The 18,975-nt window shown below is 68.4% G+C and carries 15 protein-coding genes; 12 read left to right on the top strand and 3 right to left on the bottom strand.

The window, feature by feature from the left end; translation table 11 throughout:
- Nucleotides 1-82: 82 nt before the first annotated feature.
- The 5 genes from AB0J09_RS00490 (at nt 83) to AB0J09_RS00510 (ending at nt 6,435) form a co-directional block, all read left to right on the top strand.
- Nucleotides 83-1,075, top strand: a complete 993-nt coding sequence (locus AB0J09_RS00490; protein ID WP_360682909.1) for an Lrp/AsnC family transcriptional regulator — start codon at nt 83-85, stop codon at nt 1,073-1,075.
- Nucleotides 1,072-2,376 carry a M20/M25/M40 family metallo-hydrolase gene (locus AB0J09_RS00495; protein WP_360682911.1) on the top strand — a complete coding sequence of 435 codons (1,305 nt, stop codon included), beginning with the start codon at nt 1,072-1,074 and terminating at the stop codon, nt 2,374-2,376. Before AB0J09_RS00490 ends, AB0J09_RS00495 begins: the two co-directional genes overlap by 4 nt.
- Before the next feature lie 3 nt (nt 2,377-2,379).
- Complete coding sequence (locus AB0J09_RS00500) at nt 2,380-3,183, top strand: purine-nucleoside phosphorylase (protein WP_360682913.1); 804 nt, start codon at nt 2,380-2,382, stop codon at nt 3,181-3,183.
- Nucleotides 3,184-3,250: 67 nt separating this feature from the next.
- Nucleotides 3,251-4,876 carry a phospho-sugar mutase gene (locus tag AB0J09_RS00505; RefSeq protein WP_360682915.1) on the top strand — a complete coding sequence of 542 codons (1,626 nt, stop codon included), beginning with the start codon at nt 3,251-3,253 and terminating at the stop codon, nt 4,874-4,876.
- Between the two features lie 149 nt (nt 4,877-5,025).
- Nucleotides 5,026-6,435 carry a DUF234 domain-containing protein gene (locus AB0J09_RS00510; protein ID WP_360682917.1) on the top strand — a complete coding sequence of 470 codons (1,410 nt, stop codon included), beginning with the start codon at nt 5,026-5,028 and terminating at the stop codon, nt 6,433-6,435.
- A gap of 361 nt (nt 6,436-6,796) precedes the next feature.
- Here AB0J09_RS00510 and AB0J09_RS00515 read toward each other — a convergent pair whose 3' ends face one another.
- From AB0J09_RS00515 to AB0J09_RS00525, 3 genes are read right to left on the bottom strand one after another with little or no spacing between them, the layout of a single operon-like run.
- Nucleotides 6,797-7,657 (bottom strand): ABC transporter permease, encoded by an 861-nt coding sequence (locus AB0J09_RS00515; protein WP_360682919.1) that lies wholly within the window; start codon nt 7,655-7,657, stop codon nt 6,797-6,799.
- The gene (locus AB0J09_RS00520; RefSeq protein ID WP_360682921.1) at nt 7,617-8,435 is read right to left on the bottom strand and encodes an ATP-binding cassette domain-containing protein; all 819 of its coding nucleotides are present in this window, start codon (nt 8,433-8,435) and stop codon (nt 7,617-7,619) included. Before AB0J09_RS00520 ends, AB0J09_RS00515 begins: the two co-directional genes overlap by 41 nt.
- Before the next feature lie 46 nt (nt 8,436-8,481).
- Nucleotides 8,482-8,937, bottom strand: coding sequence for a MarR family transcriptional regulator (locus AB0J09_RS00525; RefSeq protein ID WP_360682923.1), 456 nt, complete (start codon nt 8,935-8,937; stop codon nt 8,482-8,484).
- A gap of 369 nt (nt 8,938-9,306) precedes the next feature.
- Here AB0J09_RS00525 and AB0J09_RS00530 point away from each other — a divergent pair, with 369 nt between their 5' ends.
- The 7 genes from AB0J09_RS00530 to AB0J09_RS00560 are packed head-to-tail and all read left to right on the top strand — an operon-like array spanning nt 9,307 to nt 18,810.
- On the top strand, nt 9,307-11,592 hold the full coding sequence (locus tag AB0J09_RS00530; protein ID WP_360682925.1) for a TIM-barrel domain-containing protein: 2,286 nt from the start codon (nt 9,307-9,309) through the stop codon (nt 11,590-11,592).
- A gap of 18 nt (nt 11,593-11,610) precedes the next feature.
- Nucleotides 11,611-12,918, top strand: a complete 1,308-nt coding sequence (locus tag AB0J09_RS00535; protein WP_360682927.1) for an extracellular solute-binding protein — start codon at nt 11,611-11,613, stop codon at nt 12,916-12,918.
- Nucleotides 12,919-13,782 carry a sugar ABC transporter permease gene (locus AB0J09_RS00540; protein WP_360682929.1) on the top strand — a complete coding sequence of 288 codons (864 nt, stop codon included), beginning with the start codon at nt 12,919-12,921 and terminating at the stop codon, nt 13,780-13,782.
- Nucleotides 13,779-14,600 (top strand): carbohydrate ABC transporter permease, encoded by an 822-nt coding sequence (locus AB0J09_RS00545; RefSeq protein ID WP_360682931.1) that lies wholly within the window; start codon nt 13,779-13,781, stop codon nt 14,598-14,600. Before AB0J09_RS00540 ends, AB0J09_RS00545 begins: the two co-directional genes overlap by 4 nt.
- 14 nt (nt 14,601-14,614) lie before the next feature.
- Nucleotides 14,615-17,497 (top strand): glycoside hydrolase family 3 C-terminal domain-containing protein, encoded by a 2,883-nt coding sequence (locus tag AB0J09_RS00550; protein WP_360682933.1) that lies wholly within the window; start codon nt 14,615-14,617, stop codon nt 17,495-17,497.
- Between the two features lie 46 nt (nt 17,498-17,543).
- Nucleotides 17,544-18,314 (top strand): hypothetical protein, encoded by a 771-nt coding sequence (locus AB0J09_RS00555; RefSeq protein WP_360682935.1) that lies wholly within the window; start codon nt 17,544-17,546, stop codon nt 18,312-18,314.
- A 52-nt stretch (nt 18,315-18,366) separates the two neighbouring features.
- Nucleotides 18,367-18,810 carry a hypothetical protein gene (locus AB0J09_RS00560; RefSeq protein WP_360682937.1) on the top strand — a complete coding sequence of 148 codons (444 nt, stop codon included), beginning with the start codon at nt 18,367-18,369 and terminating at the stop codon, nt 18,808-18,810.
- The last annotated feature ends 165 nt before the right edge of the window (nt 18,811-18,975 follow it).

Below are 18,975 nucleotides of genomic sequence, written 5' to 3' on the forward strand. Positions count from 1 at the left end.
ATGGCTTACTGTGCAGTTGGACGACCGAAACAGTCAAATCTCTGGCCAGATATTTACAAACCCGACATAGAACAGGTTGCAGGTGGATGTTCTCGACCGGCGCCTCGTCGCCGCGCTCCAAGTCAGCCCGCGCGCCTCGTGGGGCGAGATCGGCAGGGCTGTCGGCGAGCATGAGCGCACGGTCGCCAGGAGGCTGCAGCGCCTGATTTCCGAGGGGATCGTGGGGGTCACGGCCATCTACGACGACCTGCGCACCGGGCACGGGCGTCCGGTGCACCTCCACGTCCAGGTGCGCCCCGGCACGGCGGGCAAGGTGGCCGAGGCCCTGGCCGACCGGCCCGACACGCGATCGGTTTACGCGCTGACCGGGGCCGCCGACATCGGCTGCGAGCTGGTCTCGCCGTCCCGCGAGCAGCTGCACCACATCCTGTCCGCGCAGGTCTCCGAGATCGACGGTGTGCGGCAGACGCAGGCTCAAGTCGTGCTCCACACGTTCAGGACCGTGGCCGAGTGGCACGCGCCGTACCTCAGCGAGCAGGAGGTGGCCGAGCTGCGGCCGGCGCCGCCCCCCGAGGGCCTGCCCGACGAGGAGGGCCTGTCACCTCTGGAGGAGGAGATCGCCCAGCTGCTCGCCGCCGACGGCAGGATCGCGTTCACCACCGTCGCCGAGCGCCTCGACATCTCCGTGCCGACCGCGCGCAGGCGGGTGACCTCGCTGATCGAGCGGCGGCTGCTGCTGCCCCGCGCCGAGGTGGAGCCCGCGCTGCTCGGGCTCGAGGTCGAGGCCATGCTCTGGCTGAAGGTCCGGCCGTACGCGCTGGACCTGGTCGGCCAGCGGCTGGCCGCGCACCCTGACGTACGTTACTGCGCCGCCACCTCGGGCAACCACTCCCTGATCGTGCAGGTCGTGGCCGCGCACGAGGCCGACCTCTACCGCTTCATGACCCGCGTCGTCGGACAGTACGACGAGATCACCGACAGCGACCTCACCCTGATCACCCGCGCCTACAAGCGCGGTCATCTCCATAAGTCCGGACTGCTCACGTTGGATCACCGTTGGGAGAAAACGCCATGACACCCGCCGAGAAGGAAGTCGCCGACCTCTGCGTGGAGCTGATTCGCGCCGACAGCAGCAACTACGGGGACGGCAGCGGACCCGGCGAGCGGGCCGCGGCCGAGGTCGTCATGGCCAGGCTGGCCGAGGTCGGGATCGAGTCCACGTACATCGAGAGCGAGCCCGGCCGCGGCAACGTGATCACCCGCGTCGAGGGCAGCGACTCCTCACTGCCCGCGCTGCTCGTACACGGGCACCTGGACGTGGTGCCCGCCAACGCCGACGACTGGTCCGTCGACCCCTTCGGTGGTGAGGTGCGCGACGGCTACATCTGGGGCCGCGGCGCCGTGGACATGAAGGACATGGACGCGATGATGCTGGCCGTGCTGCGCCAGCTGAAGCGCGAGGGGCGCAAGCCGCGCCGGGACATCGTGTTCGCGTGGGTGGCCGACGAGGAGGCCGGCGGCGTGTACGGCGCCAAGTACCTCACCGCGAACCACCCCGAGCTGTTCGAGGGCGTCACCGAGTCGATCAGCGAGGTCGGCGGCTACTCGCTGGAGGTCGACCCGTCGCTGCGGCTCTATCTCATCGAGACCGCCCAGAAGGGCCTGGCCTGGATGAAGCTCATCGCCGACGGCACGGCAGGGCACGGCTCGATGCTGAACTCCGACAACGCCGTCACCGAGGTCGCCAAGGCGGTGGCCAGGATCGGCGACCACGACTGGCCGCTCACCTACACGCCGACCGTGCGGCAGTTCCTCACCGAGGTCGCGGACGCGTTCGGGATCCCGTTCGACGAGGACGACCCGCAGCCCGTCCTGGACAAGATCGGGCCGCTCGTGCGCTTCGTCGGTGCGACGCTGCGCAACACGGTCAACCCGACCCAGCTCAACGCCGGCTACAAGTCGAATGTCATCCCCGGCCAGGCAACGGCGGTTATCGACGGGCGGTTCCTGCCGGGGTTCGAGGAGGAGTTCTTCAAGACGGTCGACTCGCTGCTCGGGCCGAAGGTGCGGCGGGAGTTCGTGCACCACGACATCGCGCTGGAGACCTCGTTCGACGGGGCGCTGGTCGAGTCGATGATCGCGGCGCTGAAGGCCGAGGACCCGGCGGCGCGGGCGATCCCGTACTGCATGTCGGGCGGCACCGACAACAAGACGTTCTTCGCCGACCTCGGGGTGCGCGGGTTCGGGTTCGTGCCGCTGCGGCTTCCCGCGGACATGGACTTCGCCTCGATGTTCCACGGTGTGGACGAGCGGGTGCCGGTGGACGCCCTGCAGTTCGGGGTGCGGGTGCTGGACAGGCTCCTCCTAAACTACTGAGCTGTGACCATCGACGCATACACCCTGGCCTCCGAGGCGGCCGCGGCTCTTCGGGACGCGACCGGCCTCGACACCTTCGACGTGGCGCTCGTCATGGGGTCGGGGTGGGTGCCCGCCGCCGACGCGATCGGTGAGACGGTGAGCGAGGTGCCGTTCACCGACCTGCCCGGTTTCCGCGCGCCCGCCGTGGCGGGGCACGGCGGCAAGATCCGCGTCGTGCGCACCTCGGCGGAGCGGCACGCGCTTGTGTTCCTCGGGCGCACGCACCTGTACGAGGGGCTCGGGGTGGACGCGGTCGTGCACGGCGTACGCACGGCGGCGGCGGCCGGCGTGCGCACGCTCGTGCTCACCAACGCCGCCGGCGGCCTGCGCCCCGAGACGCAGAACGTCGGCGACCCGGTCCTGATCAGCGACCACATCAACCTGACCGGGGCCAACCCGATCACCGGCACCACGTTCATCGACCTCACCGAGGTCTACTCGCGCCGCCTGCGGGCGCTGGTGCACGAGATCGCCCCGAGCCTGGCCGAGGGGGTCTACGTGGCCTTCCGCGGGCCCACGTACGAGACGCCGGCCGAGATCCGCATGCTGCGCACGCTGGGCGGCGACATGGTGGGCATGTCCACCGTCCTGGAGGCCATCGCCGCCCGCGAGGCCGGCCTGGAGGTGCTCGGCGTCTCCCTGGTCACCAATCCGGGCGCGGGGCTGTCGGGCGAGCCGCTCAACCACGAGGAGGTCCTGGAGGTCGGCCGCGCCACGGCGGCCCGCATGGGGGTCCTCCTGGCCAAGGTGGTGGACTCGCTGTGAGTGAGCGTAGCGAGCGAACCAATGGACACAGCATGTTCATCACAGGCCTGACGAAGGAAGGCCTGTGATGTTGGAGAGGGCCGTCAGGGAGTGGCTGGCCCAGGACCCGGACCCGGAGACCCGGGCGGAGCTCTCCCACCTGCTCGAACGCTGGGACCTTCCCGCGCTGCAGGACCGCTTCGGGGCGAAGCTGGAGTTCGGCACGGCGGGCCTGCGCGGCGAGCTGGGGGCGGGCCCCAACCGGATGAACCGCGTCACCGTCATGCGCGCCGCCGCCGGCCTGGCTAAGGTGCTGGGGCCGGGCAAGCACGTGGTCATCGGCTACGACGCCCGCCACAAGTCCGACGTCTTCGCCCGCGACACGGCCGCCGTGCTGACGGGCGCCGGACTGCACGCCTCTCTCCTGCCCGGCCCGCTGCCCACCCCCGTCCTGGCCTTCGCCGTACGTCACCTCGGCGCGGACGCCGGGGTGACGGTCACGGCCAGCCACAACCCGCCGCGGGACAACGGCTACAAGGTCTACTGGGGCGACGGCTCCCAGATCGTGTCCCCCATCGACCGCGAGATCTCGGCCGCCATCGACACCGTGGGCCGCGTCGACCTGCTTCCCCTGCACGGTCCCGGCACGCTGACGGAGCTGGGCGAGAGCATCGTCGACGACTACATCTCCGCGGTGACCTCCCTGCCCCTGGGCGATGCCCGCGACCTGCGCGTGGCGTACACGCCCCTGCACGGGGTCGGCGGCGCCACGCTCACGGGCGCCTTCCTCGCCGCCGGCTTCGAGAACCCGGTGGCCGTCGAGGAACAACGCAACCCCGACCCCGACTTCCCCACGGTCTCCTTCCCCAACCCGGAGGAGCCCGGGGCGATGGACCTGACCATCGCGCTGGCCGCCAAGCTGAACGCGGACCTGGTCCTGGCCAACGACCCGGACGCCGACAGGTGCGCGGTGGGGGTGCCGCTGCCGGACGGGACGTGCCGCATGCTGACCGGGGACGAGGTCGGGGGCCTGCTGGCCGAGCACGTGATCACCCACACCACCGGCGACCGCATGGTCGCCACCACCATCGTCTCCTCGACCCTCCTGAGCAAGATCGCCCAAGCGCACGGGGTCCGTTACGGCGAGACGCTGACCGGCTTCAAGTGGATCATCAAGGCGGGTCCTGGGCTGGTCTTCGGCTACGAGGAGGCCATCGGCTACAGCATCGGCTCCGACGCGGGCCTCCCTGTCCGCGACAAGGACGGCATCGGGGCCGCCCTCACGGTGGCCGGCATCGCCGCGGCGGCCAAGCGCTCGGGCCGTACCTTGCTGGACCTCCTGGACGACCAGGCCCGCCGCTACGGCCTCCACGCGACCTCGCAGCTCTCCTTCCGCGTGAGCGACCTGACCCTGATCGCCGACGCCATGAACCGCCTGCGCACCCGTCCCCCGTCCGAACTGGGCGGCCGGGCGGTCGTGCGTACGGACGACCTGACAAAGGGCGACGGGGGGCTGCCGCCGACGGACGGGCTGCGGTACCGGCTGGCGGGCGACGCCCGCGTGGTGGTCCGCCCTTCGGGCACGGAGCCCAAGCTGAAGTGCTACCTGGAGGTCGTCGTTCCGGTGACTGGTGAGGTGGCGGAGGCCCGGGCACAGGCCGCCCGCGACCTCGACGCCCTGAAGGCCGACCTTTCCGCCTCTCTGGGTCTGTAGCCCGTTCTCGAGGCGTCCTGGCCGCGGCCCCCGGGACACGGCTCCTTAAGTCTCATTCGTGAGACTAATACACGGATGAGGGCCATGAAGGCCATGTGCTGATACCAGCGCTTCAGTTAGTCTCATTCATGAGACTTTCTGGAGGATCGATGGAACCGTTTATCGGCAGGCGACGAGAGCTCACCGTCCTCCGGCGGGCCCTCGAGAAGACGAAGCGTCAGCGGTTCGACCGACCTGGGCGCGCGCTGCTCATACGGGGGCGCCGCCGAGTCGGGAAGTCCAGGCTGGCAGAGGAGTTCATCCGGCAAGCACAGTTGCCCTACGTCTACTACACAGCCACCGGCCAGACGCTCGGCGAGGAACTTCGCACCTTCATCGAGGAGGTGCGCGCGTCGAGCCTGCCCGCTGCGTCCGTCTTCGATGACAAGCAACCCAGCTCATGGCATGACGCTCTCTCCCTCCTGGCCCGGGCCCTGCCAGAGGGCTCTCCCAGCATCGTGGTCATCGACGAGCTGCCCTACCTCATCAAGGCGGACCCCACATTGGAGGGCGTGCTCCAGAAGCTCTTCGACAAGGAGTTCTCCAGACGGCCTGTCCTGTTGCTCCTCATCGGCTCCGATCTATCCATGATGGAGGCGATCAACACCTATAGCCGCCCCTTCTACCAGCGGGCCGCCGATTTCGTGGTCAACCCTCTGACGCCATATGACGTCGGACAGGCGCTCGACCTTCCTCCCGCAGAGGCGTTCGACGCACATCTGGTTTGGGGCGGACTGCCGATGATCTGTGAAGAGTGGCCCAAGGGCGGTTCTCTCTGGACGTACTTGGAGCAGGCACTCGATGACCCGCTCTCGGCCTTGATAGTCAGCGGAGAGCGCGCCCTGGCTGCTGAGTGCCCGCCTGAAGCGCACGCTCATCAAGTCCTCAACGCCATCGGCTCCGGGCAGCGCACGCACTCCAATATCGCGACCGCCACCCAGGACATCCCCCGTGCGACGATGAATCGCGCACTCCAACTCCTCCTGGAAAAGCGCATGATCGCCGTGGACAGACCGCTGTCGACGCGCCCATCGCGGGACTCGCGATATCGCGTGATCGACTCGCATCTGCGGTTCTGGATTCCCTTCATCGGATCCCGGCTGACCGACATCGAACGCGGCCGCGGAGACAAAGTCCTGGAGCGGATCCGCCTGTCATGGACATCGTGGCGAGGAATGGCCATCGAGCCCTTGATCCAGGAGTCTTTCCGCCGCATGGACGACCTACCTGAGCGAACTGGGGCAATCGGCGGATACTGGACCAGGACCAATGACCCCGAGATCGACATCATAGGTGCCGATCGGGAGTCGGTTGCGAAGACGATCACCATGGTGGGCTCTGTGAAATGGCTCGAGGACCGACCGTTTGACCATCACGACCTGAGCCAACTCATCGTCCACCGCTCCAAGACGCCTGGAGCGGACTCTTCCACGCCTCTCTATGCGATCTCCCGCAGCGGATGCAGCGTGGACGGCGTCCGGCACATCGCCCCGGAGGAACTGCTCGACGTCTGGCGATAAGCACAGTCCTGGTCTCATCAATGAGACCAAGCTCGGGCGAGGTCCGCGAAGTGAGTGTCTTGAGACCAGCTTCTTTAATTAGTCTCAACGATGAGACCCTGCGAGAGACCGCGTGGCCTACGCGTGGCGCGGTCCGGGAGCGAGCGGCAGGTGGGGTTCGACCAGTGCGAGCAGGTCCAGCTGTAGTCGCAGCGCCTGCTTGCGCGGGGCCTGGAGGATGGCGCGCAGCCGGTCAGGAGCGTCGGGAGGGACGGTGAGGTCGTCCAGGTGCCCTTGGAAGGTGCCCAGGTCAAAGGGGGGTTGGGCAGGTCGTTCGCGGCCCGGACGGTCCGGACCACGCCGCCCAGCAGATCTCGGTGGATCAGCGGGCGAGGCGGCGTAGCAGGCGGGAGGCGGCCGCGATGCCGAGCACGGCGGCCGCCAGCAGGACCGCGGCGTCCAGCGGTAGGTGCGCGGGGGTGCCGAGCAGCAGGCCGCGCAGGGCGTCGACCTGGTAGCTGAGCGGGTTCACCGTGCTGATGGCCTGCAGCCAGGCGGGCATGGCGGTGGTGGGATAGAGGGCGTTGGAGGCGAAGAAGAGCGGCATGGTGATGGCCTGGCCGATGCCCATCAGGCGGTCGCGCGTCAGGACGATCCCGGCGATCGACATCGACAGGCAGGAGAAGAACGCCGAGCCGAGCACCACGACGACGATCACCCCGGCCAGCCGCAGCGGGTTCCACGTCATGGCCACACCCAGCAGCGCCGCGATGGCGATCACCACGACGGCCTGGATCACCGCCTTCACCCCGGCCGCGAACGCCTTGCCGGTGACCAGCGCCGACCGCGGGGTGGGCGTGACCAGCAGCTTCGTCAGGACACCCGAGTCGCGCTCCCAGATGATCTGGATGCCGTAGAAGATGGCGATGAACATCGTGGACTGCGCGATGATCCCGGGAGCCAGGTAGTCGAGGTACGGCACGCCGTTCGTCGGGATCGCCTGGATGCGGGTGAAGGTCTCGCCGAAGACCAGCAGCCACAGGGCCGGCTGGATCGCGCGGGTGTACAGCTCGGTGCGGTCGTGACGGAGCTTCTGCAACTCCACCACGCACATCGCGACCACCCTGGCGGGCAGGACGCGCCATCGCGCGCGCTCGGGCGGTGGGGTGGTGAGCAGGTCCAGCCCCGTGCCGCGTGGGCGGTCAGCCGACGCGGGAGGCGGTGTTGCGGGTACGCCGGACATCGCGGAACTCACCTCCTTCCTCGTGGAGGCCGCTGCCGGCGACGTCCCTGAAGACGTCCTCCAGCGTCGGCGTGGAATCGTCGCCGCGACGGGCGCGCAGCTCCTCGGTGAGCTGTTCGGACGTGCCGACCGCCCGGACGCGTCCCTGGTGCATGAGCGCCACCCGGTCGCAGTACTGGTCGGCCTCGTCCATGTAGTGGGTGGTGACCAGGACCGTCATGCCGACGGCCGCGCGCACCGCCTGGATGTGCTCCCACACGCCGGCGCGGGCGATGGGGTCGAGCCCGATCGTCGGCTCGTCCAGGATGAGCAGCCGCGGCGCGCTGACCAGCGCCTGGGCCAACTCCAGCCGGCGCACCATGCCGCCGGAGTACGTCTCGGCGAGCCGGTCGGCGACGTCGGCGAGCCCGACCGCCTCCAGCGCCTGGGCGACGCGGGCGGCGCGCTCGCGTCGGGGGATGTCGAAGACCCGGGCGAACAGGGACACGTTCTCGCGGCCGGTGAGGCGGCCGTCCGCCGACAGCTGCTGCGGAACGTAGCCGAGCAGGCGGCGCACGGCCATCGGCTCGGTGGCCGCGTCGCGGCCGAAGACCCGGACCATGCCGGGCTGGACCGGCAGGAGCGTGGTCACACAGCGGATGGCGGTGGTCTTGCCGGCGCCGTTCGGGCCGAGCAGGCCGAAGATCTCGCCGGACGTGACCGAGAGGTCCAGATCGTCGACGGCTCTGGTCTGGCCGAAGGAGTAGCGCAGGCCGTCACAGGTCAGGGCGTCACTCATGGCTCGCCAACCTCCTTTCGTAGACCGCCGCAGGTCAGGGCGTCTCTCATGGCCGGGCCACCTCCTCGCGCAAGCCGTCGGCGAGCCTGCGGAGGGCGGGGACCGCGGCGGCGAGCGCCTGCTGGTCGGTCTCGTCGAGCCGGTCGACGTGCGCGCGGACGAGCGCGGCGCGGCGTTCGCGCCAGTCGCGCAGCCGGGCCTCGCCCTGCGGGGTCGGCAGCAGCCGCGCGGAGCGGCGGTCTTCGTGGCCGGGCTCGCGGTGCAGCAGCCCGGCGGCCGTGAGCTGGTTGACCATCGTGGACACGGAGTTGCCCGCCAGATACAGCTCCTTGGCCGCGGCGGACACCCCGATGCCGGGCGTGGCGGCGACCAGGCGCAGCAGCTCGACCTGGGCGCCGGACAGCCGCGGGCCTGTCACACCGGGGCGCAGCTTGCGCCGGACAAGCCGCTGGATGCCGGATATGACGGAGATCAAGGACTCTGGTAGATCCGATAGGCTCACGCCTAGAATATTACCTCTGCTAACGAGTTATAGCCATAAGGTCCCCCCTACCTGCGGCGCATCCGCCGCCTGCCCCGCGCCATCGACCGCCTGCGCGCGCTGCCGGCCGGTCGCCTGGCGGCTCCAGTTTCGTGGAGGCGGCCGTCTGGAGCGCTCATCGCCCTGGCCGGATATCTGTGGGCGCGGAGGCTCTACGCCCGATGAGATTCGCCCTCGGCCAAGACCCGATCTTGAGCCGGGCACGTGATGGCCCGCCCACGGTGCTCGAGGGCGGTGGGGTTGGACGAAGTGGGGCGCTGACCGTTGACGTTTGTTGGTATGAACAGCAAACTAACTCACGAGTTGGCGCAGCCGTTCAAAGGAGCTTCCATGCCCTATCGCCCCCCATTGGTCGCGCACGAGTACTTCGTCGCGGACCCGCCCGAGCTTCCGGTTCGCGCACGAGGCGAGGGTGGTCTTTCGGCGGTGACCGCCGCGGAACTGGTCGCGGCCGACGGTGCCGAGGTGATGGTGAAAGCGGTCACCACGGCGGAGGAGACGCTGGTCGTCCAGGTGGGAGTGGCCGGTGAGGGAGTCATCCGGGTGCGGCTGTCGGAGGACGCGACCGCCAGGCCGCGCTCGGAAGGGGCCATCTCACTGGTGACCCCCGGCACGTATCCAGGGGCACGTGCCGGGGTCGCGCCAGGGGAGCCGATCGTCGTGGACGCGGGCTCGCTGCGGGCCGAGATCAGCCTGGCGCCGTGGCATCTGCGCTTCACCGACGCCGCCGGGAAGACGCTGGTCGAGCAGGATCGCGGGCACACCGACATCAGCGGGCGGCTGCGTACGCTCCCCTTCGGCCGCTCCAGCTCCAACGGCGCCCCCGTCGCCTACCACGAGAGCTTCGCCGCCGCCCCCGACGAGGCCTTCGCCGGCTTCGGTGAGTCGTTCACGCGGCTGGACAAGCGCGGCCAGCGCCCGCTCATGTGGAACTTCGACGCGTTCGGCGCCGAGTCGCAGCGGGCGTACAAGAACATCCCCCTGTACGTCTCCAGCCAGGGCTACGGCGTCCTCGTCGACAGCGGCGCCCCGACGGAGTTCGACGTGTGCCAGTCCACACACAGCGTCGTGCAGATCATCGTGCCCGACGACGTGATGGACTACTACGTGATCGCGGGGCCGACGCCCTCCGACGTCCTGGACCGTTACGACCTGCTGACCTGTCGCCCGTCGCTGCCGCCGAAGTGGGCGTTCGGTACCTGGATCTCGTCCGGGTTCTGCGTGGACAGCCAGGAGCGGGTGCTGGCCAGGGCACGGACGATCAGGGAGCGCGGCATCCCGTGCGACGTGCTGCATCTGGACACGTACTGGCAGACCGACGGGCACTGGTCGGACCTGCGATGGGATCCCGTGAACTTCCCCGACCCCGTGGGGATGCTGGCCGAGTTGAAGGACATGGGGTTCAGGGTCTGCCTGTGGATGAATCCGTATATTTCCCACCTGAGCCCCGCCTTCTCCGAGGGCGACCAAGCCGGATATTTCTTGAAAAAGCAGTCGGGTGAGACCTACGTCGCCGACTGCTGGCACGAGTCCTTCCCGCCGTGCGGGATCGTGGACTTCACCAACCCGCAGGCCGTCGAGTGGTTCACCGGGCTGCTGAGAGACCTGCTGCGCCAGGGCGTGGACGCGTTCAAGACCGACTTCGCCGAGGGCGTGCCCGCCGACTCGGTCGCCTTCAACGGCATGACCGGCACCGACCTGCACAACGTCTACACCCTGCTGTTCAACGACGCAGTCTCCGCCGTCACCCGCGAGGTTCACGGCCACGACCTCGTCTGGGCGCGCTCCTCGTACCTCGGCGGCCAGCGCCACAGCGCCCAGTGGGGCGGCGACACCTACACCAGCTACGCCGCCATGGGCAGCACGATCAGGGGCGGCCTCGCGCACGGCCTGTCCGGCGTGCCGTTCTGGAGCCACGACGCCGGCGGCTTCACCGGCAGGCCCACCGACGACCTGTACGTGCGCTGGGCCCAGTTCGGTGCGCTCTCCCCGCTGCTGCGCCTGCACGGCACGACCACCCGCGAGCCGTGGGAGTTCCCCGCCGTCGAGGAGCAGGCCGTCGACGCTCTGAAGCTGCGTTACCGGCTGATGCCGTACATCTACTCCGCGGCCGTCGAGGCCGCGCGCACCGGCGCGCCCATGATGCGGGCGATGTGCGTGGACTACCCGGACGACCCGGTGGCCTGGCAGGCCGACCTGCAGTACCTGCTCGGCCGCGACCTGCTCGTCGCCCCCATGACCGCGCCCAAGGGCACCAGGAGGGTGTACCTGCCGCGCGGCGCGTGGGTCGACTACTGGACGGGCGAGGTGCTCGAAGGCGCCCGCTACATCACGGTCGGCAAGCCGCTCGACCAGATCCCCCTCTTCGTACGGCACGGCGCGCTCATCCCGGTCACCACACCAGGAGACACGGTGGACGTGCCTGCCGAGATCACTCTCGTCGCCTTCGGGGGCGGCGACGCGACCGCGGAAATCCACGACGAGGACGGCGTGACGATCGCCGTCGCCACCACGGACGGCGACGTGCTGCGTGTCGCCGTCACCGGCCCGAAGCGCGTCACCGGGGTCGAGATCGCCCCGGTGGCCGGAGCCCCCGTACGGGCCGTCATCTCGTAACACCCCCCTGGAGGGATCATGGTCAAGTCAAGAGCCGCGGCGGTGCTGGCCGCCGCGGTCCTGGTTCTGTCGGCGTGCGGTTCGGGAGGGTCGGAGACCCCGGCCGCCCAGAACAGCAGTCAGCCGCGCACACTCAAGCTCTGGCACTACGAAGCGGCCGACGGCGCCATGGGCAAGGCGTGGGCCGAAGCGATCAAGAAGTTCGAGGCCTCGCACCCGAACGTGACCGTCAAGTTCGAGGCCAAGGGCTTCGAGAACATCCAGAAGACGGCCAGCATGGTGCTCAACTCCGACGAGGCGCCCGACATCATGGAGTACAACAAGGGCAACGCCACCGCCGGTCTGCTGTCGAAGCAGGGCCTGCTCACCGACCTGAGCGAGGAGGCCACCAAGCGCGGCTGGGACAAGCTGCTGCCCGGCGGCCTGCAGACCACCGCCAAGTACGACGACCGCGGCGTCATGGGCTCCGGCAAGTGGTACGGCGTGCCGAACTACGGCGAGTTCGTGATGGTCTATTACAACAAGGACCTGTTCGACAAGTACAAGGTCCAGGTGCCGACGACGTTCGAGCAGTTCACGGCCGCGATGGACACGTTCGTCAAGGCAGGGGTGACCCCCCTCGCCACCGCCGGCGCCGAGTACCCGGCCCAGCAGATCTTCTACCAGCTCGCGCTGACCAAGGCGCAGAAGCCGTGGCTGGACGCCTTCCAGTCCTACAAGGGCAAGGTGGACTTCCACGGCCCCGAGTTCACCTACGGCGCCGACACGTTCACCGACTGGGTGAAGAAGGGCTACATCGCCAAGAACTCCTCCGGGCTCAAGGCCGAGGACATGGGCGTGGCGTTCATCAACGGCAAGTTCCCCATGATGATCAGCGGTAGCTGGTGGTACGGGCGCTTCGCCTCGGAGATCAAGAAGTTCGAGTGGGACCACTTCCTCTTCCCCGGCGCCACGATGGCCCCGGGCTCCAGCGGCAACCTCTGGGTCGTGCCCGAGAAGTCGGAGAACAAGGACCTGGCCTACGACTTCATCGACATCACGATGAGCAAGGACATCCAGAACCTCCTGGGCAACTCCGGCGGCGTCCCCGTGGCCGCCGACCCGGCCGCGATCACCGACGCCAAGAGCAAGGAGCTCATCGAGACGTTCAACAAGCTCACCAGTCAGGACGGTCTGGCCTTCTACCCCGACTGGCCCGCGCCCGGCTACTACGACGTGCTGGTCGCCGGGGTCCAGGAGCTCATCAACGGCAGCAAGTCCTCTGCCGCGGTGCTGGACGAGATCGCCAAGCCATATGAGGACAACCTCGCCGACATTGGCAACTAGATGAGAGTTCGCACGAGGGGGTACTGGCTCTACCTGACCCCCAGCCTGGTGCTGTTCCTGGTGGTCATCGTCGTGCCGTTCCTCATGAACGTGGGTGCGAGCTTCACCCGCTGGTCAGGGGTGGGCACTCCCAGGTGGATCGGGTTCGACAACTACGCAAGGCTGCTGAAGGACGAGCGGTTCTGGGAGTCGTTCCAGCACAACGTGGGGCTGATCGTGGCCATGGCCATCGTGCCCACCGCGATCGGCCTCGTGCTGGCGGCCGCCCTGTTCGACTACATCGCCAAGCGGTTCGGGCCGCGTACGGCCTCCGCGCTGCGGGCCATGTACTACCTGCCGCAGGTGCTGCCGGTGGCGGTGGCCGGCGTGGTGTGGGGCTGGATGCTGCACCCGTCGTACGGCGCGGTCAACGAGATCTTCGGCCTGGACCTCGACTGGCTCGGCGATCCCGACCTGGCGCTGGCCACGGTCATGGCGGTCATGGTCTGGTTCCAGCTCGGCTACCCGGTCGTGATCTTCATGGCCGGGCTGCAGCGCGTGGACCCGGCCTACTACGAGGCGGCCGAGATTGACGGGGCCTCGTGGTGGCGCCGGTTCTGGCACATCACGTTGCCGCAGATCCGGCCGGAGATCTTCGTGGTGCTGCTGACGTGCACGATCGCCGCGCTGAAGGTGTTCGGGCCGATCTTCGTGCTGACGCGGGGCGGTCCGGGCAACGCCACCATGGTCCCGTCGTACTTCTCGTACCTGAACTTCTTCCAGAAGAGCAACGTCGGGTACGGCTCCGCCATCGCGACCGTGCTGGCCGTGATCATCATCGTGGTGACGTTCCTGTTCCTGCGCGTCCAGGAGCGTGAGCAATGAGGGGGCCCGGACGCTGGGCGGTGCTGTTCGCGCTGGTCGTCCTGGCGGTCGTGATGGTGTTCCCGTTCGCGATCGTGGCGATCAACGCGGTCAAGTCGCCGGCCGAGTACAGCTCGCAGGGCCCGCTGAGCCTGCCCGACGGGCTCTACCTCCAGGGGATCATCGACTTCTGGAACCGGGTCGAGTTCGGCACGAAGCTCTGGAACAGCTTCCTGATCTGCGCTTCCGTGGCGGTGTTCGCCGTCGTGCTGTCGGTGCTCAACGCGTACGCGCTGGGCATCGGCCGGGTGAAGGGCCGCCTGTCGATCCTCGTGCTGTTCCTGGTGGCCAACACGCTGCCGCAGGAGGCGCTGGCCTACCCGCTGTACTACCTGGCGAAGGCCGTCGGGCTGTACGACACACAGCTGGCCGTGATCATCGTCATGACGGTGATCCAGGCGGCGTTCGGCACGTACCTTTTGAGCGCGGTGCTGGGACAGTTCCCGAAGGAGATCCTGGAGGCGGCGGCGATCGACGGCGCGGGGCGGCTGCGGTCTCTGTGGCGGATCGTGGTGCCGATCAGCCGGCCCACCCTCAACGTCCTGCTGATCTTCTTCTTCATCTGGACCTGGAACGAGTTCTTCCTTCCGCTGATCTTCCTGATCTCGAACGACACCCAGACGGTGCCCGTCGCGCTCGGTGTCCTGCAGGGCGAGAAGTACATGGACGCCACCACGTCCAGCGCTTCGGCCCTGCTCGGCATCGTGCCGGCGATCGCCTTCTTCCTGATCTTCCAACGCACGCTGACCCGAGGTGTGACGGTCGGAGCCATCAAGTGATGGAGAACCTCTTTATGCGAAAGATCCCGTTATTAGCCACCCTCACCCTGGCGGCCTCGCTGCTGGCGGCGCCCGCCGCCCAGGCCGCTGATTACCCGTTCCAGAACCCGAGCCTGCCGGTGGAGCAGCGGGTCGACGACCTGCTCGGCCGGCTGACGCTGCAGGAGAAGCTGGGGCTGCTGCACCAGTCGCAGGCGGCCATCCCGCGGCTGGGCATCGCGTACCACAAGAACGGCACCGAGGCGCTGCACGGCGTCGGCTGGTCCAACGACCTCAACGACAAGTGGAGCCAGAAGTTCGCGAGCGGCACCGTGTTCCCGCAGGCCGTGGGGCTGGCCAGCACGTGGGACCCGGCGCTGATCAAGAAGGTCGGGTCGGCCGTCGGGGACGAGGTCCGCGGCTACAACGCCGTGGACCCGACCCTGTGGGGCCTGCAGGTGTGGGCGCCCGTCGTGGACCTGCTGCGGGACCCGCGGGCGGGCCGCAACGAGGAGGGCTACTCGGAGGACCCTCTCCTTACCGGGGCCATCTCCACCGCCTACGGCAAGGGCCTGCAGGGTGACGACCCCTTCTACCTGAAGACCGCACCCGTGCTGAAGCACTTCCTGGCGTACAACAACGAGACCAACCGCGGAACCAGCTCCTCCAACCTGACGCCGAAGCTCAAGCACGAGTACTACGAGCAGGCGTTCAAGGCGGCCATCTCGGCCAACGCCGCGACCGGGGTCATGGCGTCGTACAACCTGGTCAACGGGCGGCCCAACCACGTCAACCCCGACCTCGGCACCACGGTCAGGTCGTGGACGGACAAGACGCTCTACAACGTCAGCGACGCCTGGGGGCCGTACGCGCTCACCGAGCTGGAGAAGTACTACGACAACAAGCCCGAGGCGTTCGCCGCGGTGCTCAAAGCAGGGCTCGACAGCTACACCATCGACGACAGCAACGCCGGGCCGCTGGCAGAGCAGCTCACAGCCGCGCTCGACCAGGGGCTCATCACCCAGGCCGACGTGGACAGGGCCGTGCGCAACGTCCTGACCATCCGCACCCGGCTGGGGCACTTCGACCCGGACGGCGGGCCGTACAAGAAGATCACCAAGGATGTGATCAACAGCGCCGCGAACCAGAGGCTCAACCGGGAGGCGGCGGGCAAGGCGGCGGTGCTGCTCAGGAACAACTGCGTGCTGCCGCTGAGCTCGCCGAAGTCGGCGGCCGTGGTCGGCCCGCTGGCCGGGGGGCTGTACAGCGACTGGTACGCGGGCAAACTGCCGTACCAGGTCACGCCGCTCGACGGCATCAAGGAGCGCGTCGCCGACGTCAGCACCGGCGCGGGCCTGGAGCGGATCGCGCTCAAGCACCTGGCCTCCGGCAAGTACATCACCGCCACCGGCACCGGGCCCGACGACAACGCGGCCCTGGTCGACGCGGCGCCTACCGCGGCCTCTCAGTGGGACCTGACCGACTGGACCGGCGGCGTGTCCACCCTGCGCAACGCGGGCAACGGCAAGCTGCTCGGCGGTGACTGGCGCTCGCTCGACACCGACGACGACCAGCCCAACGGCTGGTACATCCAGCAGCAGTTCGCCCTGGAGCGCCAGTCCGACGGCAGCTACCTGATCAGGTACGCCGGCTACGAGAACGTCGAAGGCTGGTACGGCCTGCCCGACCCGTACGTGACCGTCTCCGCCGACGGCACGCTCGGCCTGGCCCCCAAGGCGCAGGCGGCCAAGTTCGGCAAGGAGGTCGTCTCCGACGGCGTCGCCGCGGCCGCCGCGCAGGCCGCCAAGGCCGAGGTGGCGGTCGTGGTGGTGGGCAGCCACCCGTTCGTCGCGGGGCGTGAGTTCCACGACCGGGCCAACCTGCAGCTCGGCGAGGGGCAGCGGCGGTTGATCGAGGCCGTGCGCAAGGCGAACCCGCGCACGGTCGTCGTCCTCGAGACCAGCTACCCGGTCGTCGTGGACGCCCCGAACCTGCTGTGGACCACGCACGCGGGTGCGGAGACCGGGCACGCCGTCGCGGACGTGCTCTTCGGCGCCGTCAACCCGGCCGGCCGGCTCACCCAGACCTGGCCCGCCAGTGACAACCTGCCGAGCATCTACGACTACGACCTGGCCAAGACCGGGATGACGTACCTGTACGGGAAGGACAAGCCGCTCTACGCGTTCGGGCACGGCCTGAGCTACACCTCGTTCGGTTACCAGGGGCTGACCGTCCAGGGCGACAAGGTGAGCGTGAAGGTCACCAACACCGGCAAGGTGAAGGGTGACGAGGTGGTCCAGCTCTACACCCACCAGCACGAGTCCCGCTTCCAGCAGCCGGTCAAGCAGCTGCGCGGGTTCCAGCGGGTCACGCTGAACCCGGGCGAGACCCGTACCGTGACCTTCACGCTGAAGAAGTCGGACCTGGCGGTCTGGGACTACACCCGGGGCAAGTGGGCCGTCGAGAGCGCCACCCACGACGTCCTCGTCGGCTCGTCCTCGGACAAGATCCGCCTGTCCACGACCCTGCGCGTGTCCGGCGAGTCCATCCCCGTGCGCGACCTGACCAGGACCACGCGGGCCATGGACTTCGACGACTACTCGGGTGTGGCGTTCGCGGACGAGACGAAGTCCGGTGGCGAGGCCGTGGAAGGATCGGCGGGGGACTGGATCTCCTTCACCCGCGCCTCCTTCGGCTCCCGCTTCACGGCAGGGGTGTCGTCGGTGAGCGGCGGCGCCATCGAGCTGCGCTCGGGCTCGCCGACCGGCGCCCTCCTAGGGACCGTCCAGGTGCCGGCCACCGGCGGGATCTACCAGTGGGGTACGGCGACCGCCTCCGTCAAGGCGGGCACCGGCAACCTGTACCTCGTGTTCAAGGGCGACCTGCGGATCAAGGACTTCGCGTTGACCAGGTCGTGATCAAGAGTCGGCAGAATCTGCGATCCCCTCATCGAAAGGAATCTCAGTGAAGAGGACGATCGCAGGTGCAGTGGTGGCGGCCATGGCCATGCTCGTGGCCGCCACTCCCGCCGAGGCGGCTCCGGCCGATCCGGTCAGGGCGCTTAAGGCGAAGCTGGTGGCCGGCAAGGGGGTGAAGTTCACGGACGTCACCTCCTTACTCCAGGACTCGGGGAAGGTGACGTTCCTCAGGCGCACTGGAACGTTGCAGTTCGGCAGGTCCGGGATCGCCGCGTCGGACATCACCGCCGACTACACCCGGTATCAGGGCGGCATCTTCGACTACATGTACACCCTGAAGTCCGGGCGGACGATCATGGTCGGCGGCAGGAGTTACTCCACCAGCCCGATGTTCGGCGAGCTCCCCGACGGCAAGAAATGGGCCAAGGATGTCATCTGCATGACGGGCGGCTGGCTCGGAACGTTCTCGCAGGTCGTCAACCCGGCCGAGCCGGCGACGCTGAAGGTCCTCCTCAAGGGCAAGAAGCAGGGCCGGACGTACTCCGGGAAGATCACCTACGGCGCGCTCGCGAAGGTGTCGCCGTGGTTCCGGGTCTCCGTCCCGTTCAGCTCCAAGGAGAAGACGGTCGTCACGTACCAGCTCACCCTGGGGCCTGACAACCTGCCCAGCAAGCTCGTCACCTCGCATCTGGCGTCCTCGCACGTCTCGGAGGGCGTCGAGGTCGGCGACGGCCGGTTCAGCACCGAAACCCGCTACAAGGGATGGAGCTCCCGGGTCAGCATCTCCGCGCCGCCGAAGAATCAGATAGCGGGATGAATCTATTGGATAGTAGTGTTATCGAAAGCACTGCTATCCAAAGGAGGCTTCCGTGATCGTGATCGTGCTGCTGGTGGCCACGCTGGCGTTCCGGCTGTCCAGGGTCAAGCGGTTCGACACCTGGAGGGTGAGCGCGGCTCATGGGCTGGCCGTCATGCTGGTGGTGACGGCCAGTGCGCATTTCGTCCCGGCGGGCGTGACCTTCATGCCCAACCACGCCGACATGGTGGCCATGGTGCCGCCGTTCGTGCCGTTCCCGGCCCTGATGGTCTATCTGACCGGCGTGCTGGAGCTGGCCGGGGCGGTCGGGCTCGTGCTTGGAAGAACCCGCAAGGCCGCCGGGATCTGCCTGGCGCTGCTCTTCGTGGGCCTGCTTCCGGCGAACGTGTACGCCGCGCTCGCCGGTCAGGACGTTACGCCGCTGTGGCAGCGGATCCCCGAACAGGTCGTCTACATCGCCATCGCGCTGTGGGCGGCTGGGATCAGGCGTCGTTAATTCGTTGTCTATCCAAACTATTGCCTTCGATGCGCGCGTGTGTGAGCCTTCTGGTAGAGCTCATGCGCGAAGGCGCGGTGACGGTCAGGGTCCTGCACTCTGCTCGTGCATGGCGGTCATCTGAAGCCTTTGGGGCGCCTGCTGGCGCGCCTGGAAAGGAAGAGC

Origin of the sequence: Nonomuraea sp. NPDC049784 (assembly GCF_040659615.1) — a bacterium.
GTDB lineage: Bacteria > Actinomycetota > Actinomycetes > Streptosporangiales > Streptosporangiaceae > Nonomuraea.